Source organism: Sphingomonas astragali (genome assembly GCF_051400615.1).
In the GTDB taxonomy this organism is placed as follows: domain Bacteria; phylum Pseudomonadota; class Alphaproteobacteria; order Sphingomonadales; family Sphingomonadaceae; genus Sphingomonas.
Window position 1 is genome coordinate 595,386 of sequence record NZ_JBLFFH010000001.1, and the last position, 13,818, is coordinate 609,203.

The following is a 13,818-nucleotide window of genomic DNA, read 5'->3' on the forward strand; positions in this document are numbered from 1 at the left end:
CCCCTCCCTTTCAGGGAAGGGACTCAGGTCACGGCTACCGCGTCCAGTGGCGCCAGATGAAATAGGCGGTGATCCCGACGCCGACGATCGTGCAGAATGCCAGGATCGCATCGAACGCCCAGGGCTGCTGGGCATAGGGCAGCCCTTCGACGTTCATCCCGTAGAGCCCCGTGATGAAGGTCAGCGGCAGGAACACCATCGCCGCGATTGCGATCACCAGGCTGCGCTGGTCGATGAGTTCGCCGCGCAGGTCGGTCAGCGTCTCGTGCATCAGGCCCGCGCGCTCGCGGATCGACTCCACCTCCTCGGCCATGCGCGCGGCGCGGTCGGCGGCGGTGACGAGGTGCTGGCGATCGTCGTCGTGCAGCCAGTCGCACGGCAGCGCCGCCAGCTTCTCGAGCGCCGTACGCTGTGGGAAGAGGAAGCGGCGATAGCCGATCGCGTCGATCCGTATCCGCGTGACGCGGCGGCGCAGCTCGAACGCGCCGTGCGCCTCGAGCTTGCTCTCGCACTCGTCGAGCGAGTCGCCCAGGTCGGCGACGAGCGGATCGAGCTCGGCGGTGATCGCCACGGCGAATTCGGCGATGAGGTCGCCGGGATCGGCGACCATGCCGTCGGCGACCAGCTTGCGCACCTCGTCGAGCGCGTTGAACGGACGTCGGGTGACCGAATAGACCGTGCCCGCCTGAGCATAGATGCGGACCGAGGCGAGCTCGTCCAAATCGGGGTCCGACGAGGGGCCGCGCAGGTTGATGAACGCGCCGGGTCCCATCGCGTCGCAGCGCGGCCGCGTCTCGGCGGCGGTGAGCGCGTCGATCACATAATCGGGCAGCTCCGCCTCGCCGCCGAGCCAATGCTGCGCCTCGTCGTTGCCGACCGTGAGATGGATCCAGAGCAGCTCGGCACGCTGGCCGGGCGCCTGCTTCAGCGGGACCTCGGTCACCTGGCCGTCGTTCACCGCATAGGCGAAGCCGCTCACCCCGCCGTCTCCAGCACCACGCTCAGCCCCGGCAGCGGCATTGCGGGCGGGACGCCGACGATGCGCTCGGCATCGCCGCGCGCACGGTCGAGGATCGCCGCCGGCACGCTGGCGTCATGGTAGATGCGGTCGGCGAGGCCAAGCCAGCGCGCGGCGCGCAAGCTCAGGTCGTCGGGATCGGACGAGACGAGGGTGACGGTCACCACCCGCGGTTCCGGAACGGCGTCCGCGCCGGCGAGCCACGCATCGACGTCGGGCGCCGCGAAGGGGTCGAGCGGGCCTCCCTCGGCGAGCGCGGCGCCGATCGCGCGGCGGCGGTCGTCGAACTCGGGCCAGCGCGCGTGGATCGCTTCGCGCGCCGCCTTGAGCCCCGCCGCGAGCGCGCCGAGCCCGGCGGGCAGCCAGGTCTCGAGCCGCTGGCGGAGCTGCGCCGACAGGCCGGCGGAGGCCCCGCCGGTGCCGACCGCGACCACCACGTCGCCGCGCTCGACGATCGCCGGCATGGTGAAGTCGCACAGGTCCGGGCGGTCGGCCGCGTTGACCAGCACGCCCCGCGCGCGCAGCCGCACCGCCGCCGCCTCGTCGCCGACGACGAAGGCGAAGCGCGCCTCCGCATCCTCTTCATCGACGACGATGCCGCCGGCGCGCTCGATCAGCCGCCGCTTGGCGTCGGCGATATGCCCCTCGCCGACCAGGATCACCGGCCGCCCCGCCAGCCGCACGAACAGCGGCAGGCTGTGGAGGGTCACAGCCACGCGGGCATCCGCTCCGCGGCCATGATCGTGCCGGGCACGATGCGATCGGCGACCACGGCGTAGCGGTCGCCGTCGACCAGCACCTCGGGCACCAGCGCGCGGCTGTTGTAGGTCGACGCCATCGTCGCGCCATAGGCTCCGGCAGTGTGGAACACGGCGAGGTCGCCGCGCGCGACCGCGTCGATCTCGCGGCCCTTGGCGAAGGTGTCGCCGCTCTCGCACACCGGGCCGGCGATGTGCGCGGTCATGCGCTCGCCGGTCGGGCACACCGCGCCGAAGCCGTGATAGGCGTCGTAGAGCGCCGGGCGGGCGAGATCGTTCATCGCCGCGTCGACGATCACCCAGGGATCGCCGACACCCGGCTTCACCCAGATCACCTCGGTCAGCAACACTCCGGCATTGCCGGCGATGAAGCGGCCGGGCTCGAACATCAGCGTGACGTCCCAGTCGGCGGTCGCGCGCGCGACCATCGCGCCGATCTCGGCGGGAGCGGGATAGACTTCGCCCGGTCGATAGGCGACGCCGAAGCCGCCGCCCAGGTCGACGTGGGTAACGGCGTGCCCCGCCGCGCGCAGCTCCGCGACGAGGTCGCCGATGCGGCGGTAGCTCATCTCGAGCGGCTGGAGGTCGGCGATCTGGCTGCCGATGTGACACGCGACGCCGCGCATCACGAGGCCGGGCAGCGCCGCGAGGCGGGCATAGATCGCCGGCGCGTCGCTGATCGCGACGCCGAACTTGTTCTCGGCCTTGCCGGTCGAGATCTTGGCATGGGTCCCGGCGTCGACGTCCGGGTTGACGCGCAGCACCGCCGCCGCGCGCACCCCACGCGCAGCCGCCAGGTCGGAGAGCACCGTGCCCTCCTCCTCGATCTCGAGGTTGAACTGGCCGATGCCGGCGTCGAGCGCCGCCTCGAGCTCGTCGATGCGCTTGCCGACGCCGGAGAACAGGATGCTCTCGCGCGCCATTCCCGCCGCAAGCGCGCGGTACATCTCGCCCGCCGACACCACGTCAGCGCCGTAGCCGAGCTTCGCCAGCACGTTGACGACCGCCAGGTTGGGATTGGCCTTGATCGCATAGGCGAGGTGCGCGTTCGGGACCTGCGCCAGTCCCTCCTGCAGCGACCGCGCATTCGCCTCGAACGCCGCGCGCGAATAGACGTAGACGGGGGTGCCGACCTCCCGTGCGATGCGCGTGAGCGGGACGTCCTCGGCGTGGAGCTCGCCGTTCTTCAGATGGAAATGGGTCATCGGTGGCTCTGGTCAGCGGGGAGGCAGGTCGAATTCGTCGCTGTCGCGCTCCTGCGAGCTCCTGAGCAGCTCATCGGTGCGTTCAGGGCGGGCCTGGGCGCCCGGCGTCATGAGCTGGTCCGGCGTCGGCGTCGCCTGCGCACCGAACGGCTTGACCGGCAGCGGCTGGCCCGGCTCCGGCTTGAGCGAGCCGCGGCCGCCGCAGCCCGCGACCAGCAGCAGGGCGAGGATTGGGATCACATGCTTCATCTCTCGGCCTCCCGTGCCGTTCTGGCTGCCGCCACCGCCTCGCGCACCCGCGCGGGCGCGGTGCCGCCGAAGCTGGTGCGGCTGGCGACCGAGGCGTCGACGCTGAGCACGTCGAACACGCGCCGGTCGATCCGCTCGTCGATGTCCCTGAGCGCGCCGAGCGGCAGCGAGTCGAGCCGGACGCCCAGGCTCTCGGCATGGGCGACGGCGCGGCCGGTGATGTGATGCGCCTCGCGGAACGGCACGCCGACCTCGCGCACCAGCCAATCGGCGAGGTCGGTGGCGGTGGAGAAGCCGGTCTCGGCCACGGCACGCATCCGATCGGTGCGGAACTCGGCGCTCTCGACCATGCCGGTCATCGCCGCGATCGACAGCGCGAGCAGGCCGTGCGCCTCGAACACCGGCGGCTTGTCGTCCTGCATGTCCTTGGAATAGGCGAGCGGCAGGCCTTTCATCGTCACCATCAGGCTGACGAGGCAGCCGGTGATCCGCCCGGCATGGCCGCGCACCAGCTCGGCGGCGTCGGGGTTGCGCTTCTGCGGCATGATCGAGCTGCCGGTCGACCATTGGTCGGACAGGCTGGCGAAGCCGAACGGCTGCGACGCCCACAGCACGAACTCCTCGGCGAGGCGCGAGAGGTGGAGCGCGCACTGGCTGGCGGCGGTCAGATATTCGATGGCGAAGTCGCGGTCGCTGACCGAATCGAGCGAGTTGGTGGTCGGGCCGTCGAAGCCCAATGCCATCGCCGTGGCCTCGCGGTCGATCGGGAAGCCGGTGCCGGCGAGCGCCGCCGATCCCAACGGGCATCGGTTGAGCCGCGCGCGCGCGTCGCGGAACCGGCCGCGGTCGCGCGCGATCATGTCGTGATAGGCCATCAGGTGATGGCCGAGCGTCACCGGCTGCGCGCTCTGGAGATGGGTGAAGCCGGGCATCACGCTTTCGGCATGTTCCTCGGCGCGGGCGATGAGCGCGTCCTGGAGACTGCCCAGCCCGGCGTTCGCCTGGTCGATCGCGTCGCGCACCCACAGGCGGAAGTCGGTCGCGACCTGGTCGTTGCGGCTGCGCGCGGTATGGAGCCGGCCCGCCGCCGACCCGATCTTCTCGGCGAGCCGCGCCTCGGTCAGCATGTGGATGTCCTCGAGGGCGAGGTCCTCGGGCACGCCGTCGCGCTCATAATCGGCGGCGACCTGGTCGAGCCCGGCAAGGATCGCCTCGACGTCCGCGGCGTCGACGATCCCCTGCGCGCCCAGCATCGCCGCGTGCGCCTTCGATCCGGCGATGTCCTGCCGCCACATTTGCTTGTCGAACGGGATCGAGGCATTGATCGCGCGCATCACCGCCGACGGGCCTTCGGCGAAGCGCCCGCCCCACATCGAATTGGAGTTGCTCATGCGATCAGCGATGGCTCTCGTCCTCGTCTCGGCCCTGCTGGCCGGGGGCTGCGATAGGCAATCGCCGCCCGCCGCACAAGGCAATGTGGGCGCGGGCAACGGCGCCGACGAAGTGCCCCCGCCCGCCCCGGACGAGGTCGCCGCTCCCTCCGCCGCGGCGCCCAAGGCGGGCAGCTTCGACACGTCGCACAAGGGCGAGGCGGCGCCCGGCTTCGCCTTCCAGGACCCGGCGGGCAAAGAGGTGACGCTCGCCGATTACCGCGGCGGGCCGGTGCTGCTGAATCTCTGGGCGACCTGGTGCGCGCCGTGCATCAAGGAGATGCCTTCGCTCGACGCCCTCGCCGCGCGCGAGGGCACGAAGCTGCGGGTGATCGCGCTTGCGCAGGATCTCGACGCTTCCAAGGTCGCGCCCTTCTGGAGCAAGGGCGGCTACCAGGCGATCCGGCCCTCGCTCGATCCCAAGATCGCATTCAGCACCGGGCTCGGCGTCAACCTGCCGACGACGATCCTCTATGATTCGCGAGGGAAAGAGGTGTGGCGGGTGAGCGGCGCGATCGACTGGGCCGGCGCGGAGGCGGCGAAGGCGCTCGCCGCCGTATCGTAGATCGATCCGAACTGCATCGTCATCCCGGCGAAAGCCGGGCTCCGGCAGTTGCAGGACGTAGGCCGCACGAGATCCCGGCTTTCGCCGGGATGACGGCTCATTTCGGTGACCCTTGGTTCAAGGCGTCCGCCGCGCCGTCAGGATCTTGATCGGCGGCGCCAGCATCTGACCTTTCATCACCCCCTCTCCCTCGGTCGGAGAGGTCGGCGCCGACTGGATCCTGCGCACCACGTCCATCCCCTCGACGACATGGCCGAAGGCGGCGAAGCCGGCATTGTCGCCGGTCGCCTTGGGATTGGCATCGAGCCCGGTCATGTCGCCGATCATGATCGAGAAGTCTGCGGTCGCCGTCCCCGGCGCGAAGCGCGCCATCGAAATGGTGCCGTCGGTGTGGCTGAGCCCGGTCTGTGTCGTCGGTTCATGCGCGATCGGCGGGAACAGCTTACGCGGATCGCGCTGCCCCGCCTGGATCAGGCCGGCGCCATTGCCCCACGACGTCTTCATCGCACGGTAGAAGGCGATGCCGTCGAAACGCTTGGCATCGACGTAGCGGAGGAAATTGGCGGTGGTGACCGGTGCCCGCTCCTTCTCGAGCTCGAGCGTGATCGGCCCCTCGGTGGTGGCGAGCGTCACCTTGACGGTCGCCGGCCTGGACGGAGGCGGGGTGGGAGGGGTGACCGCATCCTGCGCCATCGCCGGCAGCGCGAACAGCAGCGCGGCGAGCGGAACCAGGGCGAATCGCAGCATCATGCAGTCCCCGCGCTCCCATGTAGAATCTCGCCCATACTGCACCCTCAGTTCCTTCGCAGATAATGCACCAGCGCACGCCCGGATCAAATACCTGGCACTGGCGGCATGACGCCAAAGCTGCGATAGGGGGCGCCCTGGGTTCGAGACACCGGGGATTGATGAGAATGCGTATCGTTTTGGCCGCGGCGATGGTTGCCGCAACGCTCGGGTTCGGCGCTCCGGCGCAGGCGCAGAGCGGGCTCGAGGGACGCGTGGGCAAGCTCGAGAGCGAGATGCGCGCGGTGCAGCGGAAGGTGTTTCCGGGCGGTGCCGGGATGACGGTCGAGCCGCAGATCACCGCGCCGCAGGCGCCGGTCGCCGAGCCGGGCACACCGGCGGGTGGCGGACTTGTCGACCTCACCGCGCGGGTGAGCGCGCTGGAGGCAGGCGTACGCAACGTTACCGGGCAGGTCGAACAGGCCAACTACCGCGTCCGCCAGCTCGAGGATGCGTTCAATGCCTATAAGACCGCGACCGACGCACGGCTGAAGGCGCTGGAGGGCGGCGCTCCCGACGGCGACGCTCCGGCGGTGGGCGGCCCGGCCGAGGCTGCGCCGCCGGCGGCCACACCTACCCGTCCCGGAACGACCGCGGGCGCCGATCCGGAGCGCGCCGCCGCGGCGGGGATCGAGCGGCCCAACACCGGCGACGAGGCCGAGGACGGCTACGTCTACGGCTATCGCCTGTGGCAGGCGAAGCTCTATCCCGAGGCGGAGGCGGCGCTGAAGGCGGTGGCCGACAAATTCCCCAAGCACCGTCGTGCGAGCTATGCGCAGAACCTGCTCGGCCGCGCCTATCTCGACGAGGGCAAGCCCAATCTCGCGACGCTCGCCTTCTACGACAGCTACAAGAAGTTCCCGGACGGCGAGCGGGCGCCGGACAGCCTGTTCTATCTGGCGCAGGCGCTGGTCCAGCTCAAGAAGCCGGCGGATGCCTGCAAGGTCTACAGCGAGCTGAGTTCGGTCTATGCCGGCAAGATCACGACCGCCATGGCCGCCGACATCGCCAAGGGCCGCACGGCTGCCAAGTGCCAGTGAGGAGTGGCGTTCTTAAGCCCTTCCCCTTCAGGGGAGGGGTTGGGGGTGGGGCAGCGCGGCAGGCAGGTCGCTCGTGGACAGGCCCCACCCCAACCCCTCCCCTGAAGGGGAGGGGTATGCTGTTGTGAGCGGCCCGGAGCGCTTCGCCGTCGATGTCGCGGCGGTGCTCGGGTGCGAGCTGGACGAGGGTGAGCGGCTGGCGCTTGCCGTCTCCGGCGGTCCTGACAGCATGGCGATGCTGGCGCTGGCTCATGCCGCCTTCCCCGGCCGCATCGTCGCCGCCACCGTCGATCATCGCCTCCGCACCGCCTCCGCCGAGGAAGCCGCGATGGTCGCCGCCTGCTGTGCGCGGCTCGGCGTGCCTCACGCCACGCTCGTTCCGGCCGAACCGATCGCCGGCGCCAGCATCCAGGCGCGAGCGCGCGAGGCGCGCTATGCGCTGCTCGGCGGCTGGGCGGAGGCGCAGGGCGCCGCGGCGCTGCTCACCGCGCATCATCGCGACGATCAGACCGAGACCTTGCTGATGCGCGCGGCGCGCGGATCGGGCGTCGCCGGACTTGCCGCGGTCCGGGTGCGGCGCGACCTGGGTGCGGTGCCGCTGATCCGGCCGCTGCTCGACTGGAGCCGGGCCGAGCTGCGCGCGATCGCCGAGTCGAGCGGCCTGCCGTTCGTCGACGACCCCAGCAACCGCGACGACGCGTTCGACCGCACGCGCATCCGCCGCCTGCTGGAGGAGAACCGCTGGCTCGACGCCGCCGGACTCGCCCGCAGCGCCGCGCACCTCGCCGAGGCGGAGCAGGCGCTCGCCGCCTGGTTCGAGCAGCTCTGGGCGGAGCGGGCGCGGAGCGACGGGACTGCCCTGACCTTCGACCCTGCCGACCTTCCCCGCGAGCTCCGCCGCCGCGCTGTGCGGCGCGGAATCGCCGAGGTTCGCCGCGCGGCGGGCATCGCCGCCCCCGCCTGGTCCGATGCCGCCAATGTCGAGCCGCTGCTCGACGCGCTCGATGGCGGGAGAGGCGCGACGCAGGCCGGGGTGACGGTCCGCCCCTCCCGCGGGCGCTGGCGCTTCGCCGCGGCCCCGCCGCGTCGCCCGCACTGATCGACCCGATCCCTCGTCCGTTCCATTGCCATTAACCCGGCAAGTCCTATCTTATCGGGTGGAAAGGTGATTCCCACGCGATGAACGACAACGACAAGCAGCCCGGCGGCCAGGACAACGGCGGCGGCAACCCCTGGATGAAGAGCCTGCTGATCTGGGTGGCGATCCTGCTCGGCCTCGCGCTGTTCGTCACGCTGATCGACGGCCGTTCGACCGCCGCTGCGGGAAGCGCGATTCCCTATTCGACCTTCCTCGACAAGGTCGACGAGGGGACGGTCAAGGACGTCAACATCTCGCGCGATGTCATCACCGGCACGCTTTCCTCGGGCGAGAAGTTCCGCACCTATCCGATCCAGGACCCGACTTTGGTCCAGACGCTCAGGAAGAAGAGCGTCCAGATCAACGCGCGTCCGGAAGAGGGCACCAATATCTGGCTGCTGCTGATCTACCAGTCGCTGCCGTTCCTCTTGTTCCTCGGCATCGCCTTCTTCGTGCTCAGGCAGATGCAGAAGAGCTCGGGATCGGGCGCGATGGGCTTCGGCAAGTCGCGCGCGCGGATGCTGACGCAGAAGGAAGGCCGCGTGACCTTCGACGACGTCGCCGGCATCGACGAGGCGCGCGAGGAGCTGCAGGAGATCGTCGAGTTCCTGAAGGACCCGACCAAGTTCGCCCGCCTTGGCGGCAAGATCCCCAAGGGTGCGCTGCTGGTCGGCTCGCCCGGCACCGGCAAGACGCTGCTCGCCCGTGCGATCGCGGGGGAGGCGGGCGTGCCGTTCTTCACCATCTCGGGCTCCGACTTCGTCGAGATGTTCGTCGGCGTCGGCGCGAGCCGTGTCCGCGACATGTTCGAGCAAGCCAAGAAGTCGGCGCCGTGCATCGTCTTCATCGACGAGATCGACGCGGTCGGCCGCCATCGCGGCGCGGGCCTCGGCAACGGCAACGACGAGCGCGAGCAGACGCTCAACCAGCTGCTGGTCGAGATGGACGGCTTCGAGGCGAACGAGGGCATCATCATCATCGCCGCGACCAACCGGCCCGACGTGCTCGACCCGGCGCTGCTGCGCCCGGGCCGCTTCGACCGTCAGGTGGTGGTGCCGCGCCCGGACATCGAGGGCCGCGTCAAGATCCTCCAGGTCCATATGAAGAAGGTGCCGCTGGCGCCGGACGTCGATCCGCGGGTGATCGCGCGCGGCACGCCGGGCTTCTCGGGCGCCGACCTCGCCAATCTCGTCAACGAGGCCGCGCTGCTCGCCGCGCGCAAGGGCAAGCGGCTGGTCGCGATGCAGGAGTTCGAGGAGGCCAAGGACAAGGTCATGATGGGCAGCGAGCGCCGCTCGATGGTCATGACCGACGACGAGAAAAGGATGACCGCCTATCACGAGGCGGGCCATGCCATCGTCGCGCTGCACGAGCCGGCGTCCGACCCGATCCACAAGGCGACGATCATCCCGCGCGGCCGCGCGCTGGGCATGGTGATGCGCCTGCCCGAGCGGGACAGCTACAGCTACCATCGCGACAAGATGTACGCCAACCTGGCGGTGTCGATGGGTGGCCGCGTCGCCGAGGAGATCATCTTCGGCTACGACAAGGTCTCGTCGGGCGCGTCGAGCGACATCCAGTATGCGACCGGCCTGGCGCGCGACATGGTGACGCGCTGGGGCATGTCCGACGAGCTGGGGCCGCTCCAGTATGCGGAGGCGGACGAGGAGGTGTTCCTCGGCTATTCGGTCAACCGCACGCGCCAGATGTCGAACGAGACCGCGCTCAAGATCGACGCCGAGATCAAGCGGATCGTCGAGCAGGGCCTCAATCGCGCCAAGGAGGTGCTGACCAAGCACATCGATCAGCTCCATACGCTGGCGCAGGCGCTGCTCGAGTTCGAGACGCTGTCGGGCGACGAGATCAAGCGGCTGCTTGCCGGCGAGCCGATCGACCGCGGCGACGCGGGCGCGACCGCCGCGCCGGCGCCGGTCGGCGGCACCTCGGTGCCCAAGACGCGCCGGCCCAAGGGGCCGTTCGGCAATCCCGCGCCGCAGGGCGCCTGACCGCCCCGCGCCGCAAGGCGTATAACCGCACGCCCATTGACGGCGGCGGATGTGCTTCATAGCCCTCCCGCATCGAAGGATGCGGGAGGGTTTTCATGAGGCTTGCCGGGCTGGCGCTCGTGCCGCTCGTGCTGTGCACGCCGATGGCGGTGGCGCAGCAGCTGCCGATGACGGTCGCCGACTTCATCGCGCGGACCAATGCCTTGCGCACGATGGGCGCCGCCGCGGCGCAGTCACCGGAACTCCAGCAGCTCAAAGCCGAGATCGCAGGCGTGATCGCCGCCTATCGCGCCGATCTCGCCGCCGCGCGCCAGGCCGGCCAGCCGCCGCACAGCTGCCCGCCGCCGCGCGGGCACACGGGCATGACGAGCACCGACCTCATCCGCGAGTTCAACGCGATCCCGCCGGCGGACCGCGGGATCGGCGTCAGGGACGCCTTCTACGCGATCATGAAGAAGCGTTACCCGTGCAAGGACGAGGGTCGCGGACCCTGATCGCCCTCGAACGCGCCCGGACGTGTGCAGGCATCGAACGGCACCCGATCGGCTGCCGTTCGAAGCGATCGTTCCAGCAGGCAGGTCCTACTCGGCTGCTGCGGCCTTCGAATAGTCCATTCGTTCGAGATCCGCGATCAGTCCCGGCCCGGTCGGTTGCCACCCGAGCCGCTCGCGGGTCCACGCGCTGGAGGCGGGAAGGTCCAGGCCGACGAACATCGCCAGCCATCCGAAATGCGCCTGCGCTTCTTCGCGGGACAGGGAGGCCACCGGCACGTCGAGGCCCGCACCCACCGTTTCGGCGATCGTGCGGGCGGCGATGCCCTCCTCGGCGACGGCATGGTACCGCGCACCCGCCTCGCCCTTGTCCAGCGCCAACACGTACAGCTTCGCCACGTCGAGCACGTGCGCCGCAGGCCAGCGATTGAGGCCGTCGCCGACATAGGCCGCGACCCCCTTCTCCCGCGAGATCGCGACGAACGGGGTGATGAGGCCCTGCCTGACCGTATCGTGGACCTGCGGGAGCCGCACCACCGACACGTTGACGCCCGCCTGAAGCATCGCATAGCCCGCCAGTTCGGATGCCGAGCGCGGATTGGGATGGTCGAGGTTGAACACGTCCTCGGTCGCGGGTTTGCCGGTCCCGGCATCGCCCATCCCGGTGCCCGACGTGATGAGCAGCGGCCGATCGGAGCTTCTGAGCTCGGAACCCAGCGCCTCGATCACGCGCCTGTCCTTCTCGCAATTGGCCGCGAAGTTCGAGAAATCGTGATCGAAGGCGGTATGGATCACGGCGTCCGCCTGGGCCGCGCCCGCGCGCAGGCTGTCGAGATCTTCCAACATACCTCGGTGCGCTTCGGCGCCTGCCGCGGCGAGAGGCCGCGAACCGGCGTCGGATCGCGTCAGGCCGAGCACCTGGTGCCCGGCGGCGAGCAGCTCGGGCACGATACGGGATCCGATGAAGCCGGTGGCACCTGTGAGAAACACGCGCATTGGAAGCTCTCCGATATTGTCCGGAGCGGCATGTCGGCCTAGGTACGATCGTATAAAAGTAGTGACTTTATCATGGTATAATCACCAACAGGATCACCATGCCCACCGCAACCGCCAACGCGCTCGGCAGCTTCCTCCGCGATCGCCGCACCCGGCTCGATCCGGCCACGTTCGGCTTCCCGTCCGGGCGGCGGCGCACGCCCGGCCTGCGCCGGGAAGAGGTGGCGCAGCGCGCCAACATCAGCCCGACCTGGTATACCTGGCTGGAGCAGGGCCGGGGCGGCGCCCCTTCCGCGGACGTGCTCGATCGCATCGCGGCGGGGCTGATGCTGACCGAACCGGAGCGCGAGCATCTCTTCATCCTCGCCCTCGGCCATCCGCCCGAGCCGCGCTACAAGGGGCCCGAGGGGATCACGCCCCGGCTGCAGCGCGTGCTGGATGCATTGCCAACCAGTCCGGCGATCATCAGGACCGCGACCTGGGACGTGGTGGCCTGGAACGGGGCGGCGGCGGTGCTGCTGACCGACTATGCGAAGCTCCCGCAGGGGCAGCGCAACATCCTGCGCCTGATGTTTTCCGATTCGCGCGTGCGTGCCGCACAGGAAGACTGGCAGAGCGTCGCCCGCTTCGTGGTCGGGGCGTTCAGGGCGGATGCCGCGCGCGCCGGGGCGTCCGCGGAGATCGCCCAGCTCGTCGAGGAGCTTTCCCGGACCAGCCCCGAGTTCGAGGCGCTATGGCGCAACAACGAGATCGCCGGCCATGGTGAAGGCACGAAGCGCCTTCGCCACCCGGAAATCGGACCGATCGAGCTGGAATTCTCCACCTTTGCGGTCGAGGGCCGGCCGGACCTGAACATGATGGTCTACAATCCCGCCACCGACGAAGCGACTGAGCGCATTCAATCCCTCATCGCCGCCGCGCCATGCAAGGCGCAGTCCGGGATCGGCAGGATTAGTGCGAGCGCGCGGCCATGATCCGCGCCGCAGTCCGGTGCCGTCGCGCTTCTTCCGAAGCTAACCGACCAATCCCAGCCCGATCACGAGCACCAGGAACAGCGTGAGGATGATTACGACGCACACCAGCATGAGGAAGGTGCGCAGGATCGCGGTCGTGCGCCGCAGCTGATAGGCGCCGCGCAGCTGGCGGTAGAGATGGACCAGGGGAATGACCGTGCCCGCCAGCACCAGCCAGCTGTTGCCCACGCCAATCGCCCCGGCGATCGTCAGGACGATGAACAGCAGCGACATGAACGCAAGCGAATAGGTCACGAACACGGCGTGATCGTACATCTTGTAGCCGCGCTTCCAGAAGAACATCAGCCACATGAACGGCAGCGACAGCGGGATCAGCAGCCAGGAGAATTTGTAGCTGTTCGACTGGAGCTTGTAGAGCATCAGCTCCGGGTGCTTCTGCGCCTTCTCCAGCCCATGGTCGAGCCGCGCCCAGCCGGTGTGGATCGAGGTCTTGCTCGTCGACAGCGCCGGCTTCAGCACCGTTTCCGTTTTCTTGAAGGCGTCGAGCGCCTGCTCGGCATCCGCGACCTGCTTGTCGAGCGCCGCCGCTTCGTTCGTGCCGTCGGGCACCTTCGCGCGGTTCTTCCGTGCCTGCGCGAGATCCGTTTCGAGCCGCTTGTGGCCTTCCTCCAGGCCGACCGCGAGCTCGCCCTTGCCGCCGAGGTTGACGTCGCTCGGCGGCGAGATGCCGAGGATCTGGAACATCGCGAACATGGTGAAGATCGAGAACAGGAACAGCGCCATCGGCGAGACGAAGCGCGCGCGCTCGCCATGGATGTAGCGCCGCGTGAGCTCGCCCGGGCGCCAGGCGAGCAGCGGCAGCGTCGACCACAGCTTGCCCTCGAAATGGACGACGCCGTGCAGGATATCGTGCCAGATCGCGCCGAACGAGCGATGGATGTGCGCGCTCTGGCCGCAGCGGTGGCAATGCGGCCCGACCAGCGCCGTGCCGCAGTTGAGGCAGAGGCCGCCGTCGCCATGGCTCCCGTCCCCATGAGCCTCGCCCGCGTGCGGCTCGACCGCACGGCCGAGCAGCGCGCCCGTGATGATCTCTCCGGCTGCGTCCACCCCCATGGTCCCTCCGCCTACCATCTCGCGCCGCGCCATGCTAGCGGGCGGAGAC

Annotated in this window: 14 protein-coding genes; 6 read left to right on the plus strand and 8 right to left on the minus strand. The window is 69.7% G+C overall.

Annotated features, from left to right (window positions below; all coding sequences use genetic code 11):
- Nucleotides 1–34 precede the first annotated feature (34 nt).
- The 5 genes from ACMGER_RS02980 to argH are packed head-to-tail and all read right to left on the minus strand — an operon-like array spanning nt 35 to nt 4,603.
- Nucleotides 35–979: a zinc transporter ZntB gene (locus ACMGER_RS02980; protein ID WP_436810633.1), complete on the minus strand. Its 945-nt coding sequence runs from the start codon at nt 977–979 to the stop codon at nt 35–37.
- Nucleotides 976–1,728, minus strand: a complete 753-nt coding sequence (locus ACMGER_RS02985; protein WP_436811652.1) for a precorrin-2 dehydrogenase/sirohydrochlorin ferrochelatase family protein — start codon at nt 1,726–1,728, stop codon at nt 976–978. Before ACMGER_RS02985 ends, ACMGER_RS02980 begins: the two co-directional genes overlap by 4 nt.
- The gene (lysA, locus tag ACMGER_RS02990) at nt 1,725–2,981 is read right to left on the minus strand and encodes a diaminopimelate decarboxylase (RefSeq protein WP_436810634.1); all 1,257 of its coding nucleotides are present in this window, start codon (nt 2,979–2,981) and stop codon (nt 1,725–1,727) included. The genes ACMGER_RS02985 and lysA overlap by 4 nt, the downstream gene beginning before the upstream one ends.
- A 12-nt stretch (nt 2,982–2,993) precedes the next feature.
- Nucleotides 2,994–3,230, minus strand: a complete 237-nt coding sequence (locus tag ACMGER_RS02995; RefSeq protein ID WP_436810635.1) for a hypothetical protein — start codon at nt 3,228–3,230, stop codon at nt 2,994–2,996.
- The gene (gene argH / locus ACMGER_RS03000; protein ID WP_436811653.1) at nt 3,227–4,603 is read right to left on the minus strand and encodes an argininosuccinate lyase; all 1,377 of its coding nucleotides are present in this window, start codon (nt 4,601–4,603) and stop codon (nt 3,227–3,229) included. Before argH ends, ACMGER_RS02995 begins: the two co-directional genes overlap by 4 nt.
- 28 nt (nt 4,604–4,631) lie before the next feature.
- Here argH and ACMGER_RS03005 point away from each other — a divergent pair, with 28 nt between their 5' ends.
- On the plus strand, nt 4,632–5,225 hold the full coding sequence (locus ACMGER_RS03005; protein WP_436810636.1) for a TlpA family protein disulfide reductase: 594 nt from the start codon (nt 4,632–4,634) through the stop codon (nt 5,223–5,225).
- A 117-nt stretch (nt 5,226–5,342) separates the two neighbouring features.
- Here the strand turns inward: ACMGER_RS03005 and ACMGER_RS03010 are convergent, their stop codons facing one another.
- Complete coding sequence (locus ACMGER_RS03010) at nt 5,343–5,972, minus strand: peptidylprolyl isomerase (RefSeq protein WP_436810637.1); 630 nt, start codon at nt 5,970–5,972, stop codon at nt 5,343–5,345.
- Nucleotides 5,973–6,139: 167 nt separating this feature from the next.
- Here ACMGER_RS03010 and ACMGER_RS03015 point away from each other — a divergent pair, with 167 nt between their 5' ends.
- The 4 genes from ACMGER_RS03015 to ACMGER_RS03030 all read left to right on the plus strand — a co-directional run bounded on the left by ACMGER_RS03015 (nt 6,140) and on the right by ACMGER_RS03030 (nt 10,689).
- Entirely contained in the window at nt 6,140–7,051 is a 912-nt protein-coding gene (locus ACMGER_RS03015; protein WP_436810638.1) for a tetratricopeptide repeat protein, read from the plus strand.
- A gap of 124 nt (nt 7,052–7,175) precedes the next feature.
- Nucleotides 7,176–8,150, plus strand: a complete 975-nt coding sequence (tilS, locus tag ACMGER_RS03020) for a tRNA lysidine(34) synthetase TilS (RefSeq protein WP_436810639.1) — start codon at nt 7,176–7,178, stop codon at nt 8,148–8,150.
- Between the two features lie 80 nt (nt 8,151–8,230).
- Nucleotides 8,231–10,195, plus strand: coding sequence for an ATP-dependent zinc metalloprotease FtsH (ftsH, locus tag ACMGER_RS03025; RefSeq protein ID WP_436810640.1), 1,965 nt, complete (start codon nt 8,231–8,233; stop codon nt 10,193–10,195).
- 95 nt (nt 10,196–10,290) lie between these two features.
- Nucleotides 10,291–10,689 (plus strand): hypothetical protein, encoded by a 399-nt coding sequence (locus ACMGER_RS03030; RefSeq protein WP_436810641.1) that lies wholly within the window; start codon nt 10,291–10,293, stop codon nt 10,687–10,689.
- Nucleotides 10,690–10,776: 87 nt separating this feature from the next.
- On the opposite strand, the gene ACMGER_RS03035 is transcribed toward ACMGER_RS03030, so the two are convergent.
- Nucleotides 10,777–11,682 (minus strand): SDR family oxidoreductase, encoded by a 906-nt coding sequence (locus tag ACMGER_RS03035; RefSeq protein WP_436810642.1) that lies wholly within the window; start codon nt 11,680–11,682, stop codon nt 10,777–10,779.
- A 98-nt stretch (nt 11,683–11,780) separates the two neighbouring features.
- Here ACMGER_RS03035 and ACMGER_RS03040 point away from each other — a divergent pair, with 98 nt between their 5' ends.
- On the plus strand, nt 11,781–12,656 hold the full coding sequence (locus tag ACMGER_RS03040; RefSeq protein WP_436810643.1) for a helix-turn-helix transcriptional regulator: 876 nt from the start codon (nt 11,781–11,783) through the stop codon (nt 12,654–12,656).
- A gap of 39 nt (nt 12,657–12,695) precedes the next feature.
- On the opposite strand, the gene ACMGER_RS03045 is transcribed toward ACMGER_RS03040, so the two are convergent.
- Nucleotides 12,696–13,769 (minus strand): DUF3667 domain-containing protein, encoded by a 1,074-nt coding sequence (locus ACMGER_RS03045; protein ID WP_436810644.1) that lies wholly within the window; start codon nt 13,767–13,769, stop codon nt 12,696–12,698.
- Nucleotides 13,770–13,818: the final 49 nt, after the last annotated feature.

Bases quoted from the DNA above. Each gene is read 5' to 3' on its own strand.
- ACMGER_RS03015 (WP_436810638.1), top strand. From the start codon at position 6,140: ATGCGTATCGTTTTGGCCGCGGCGATGGTTGCCGCAACGCTCGGGTTC.
- argH (WP_436811653.1), bottom strand. From the start codon at position 4,603: ATGTGGGGCGGGCGCTTCGCCGAAGGCCCGTCGGCGGTGATGCGCGCG.
- ACMGER_RS03040 (WP_436810643.1), top strand. From the start codon at position 11,781: ATGCCCACCGCAACCGCCAACGCGCTCGGCAGCTTCCTCCGCGATCGC.
- lysA (WP_436810634.1), bottom strand. From the start codon at position 2,981: ATGACCCATTTCCATCTGAAGAACGGCGAGCTCCACGCCGAGGACGTC.
- ACMGER_RS03010 (WP_436810637.1), bottom strand. From the start codon at position 5,972: ATGCTGCGATTCGCCCTGGTTCCGCTCGCCGCGCTGCTGTTCGCGCTG.
- ACMGER_RS03035 (WP_436810642.1), bottom strand. From the start codon at position 11,682: ATGCGCGTGTTTCTCACAGGTGCCACCGGCTTCATCGGATCCCGTATC.
- ftsH (WP_436810640.1), top strand. From the start codon at position 8,231: ATGAACGACAACGACAAGCAGCCCGGCGGCCAGGACAACGGCGGCGGC.
- ACMGER_RS03030 (WP_436810641.1), top strand. From the start codon at position 10,291: ATGAGGCTTGCCGGGCTGGCGCTCGTGCCGCTCGTGCTGTGCACGCCG.
- ACMGER_RS02995 (WP_436810635.1), bottom strand. From the start codon at position 3,230: ATGAAGCATGTGATCCCAATCCTCGCCCTGCTGCTGGTCGCGGGCTGC.
- ACMGER_RS03005 (WP_436810636.1), top strand. From the start codon at position 4,632: ATGGCTCTCGTCCTCGTCTCGGCCCTGCTGGCCGGGGGCTGCGATAGG.
- ACMGER_RS03045 (WP_436810644.1), bottom strand. From the start codon at position 13,769: ATGGGGGTGGACGCAGCCGGAGAGATCATCACGGGCGCGCTGCTCGGC.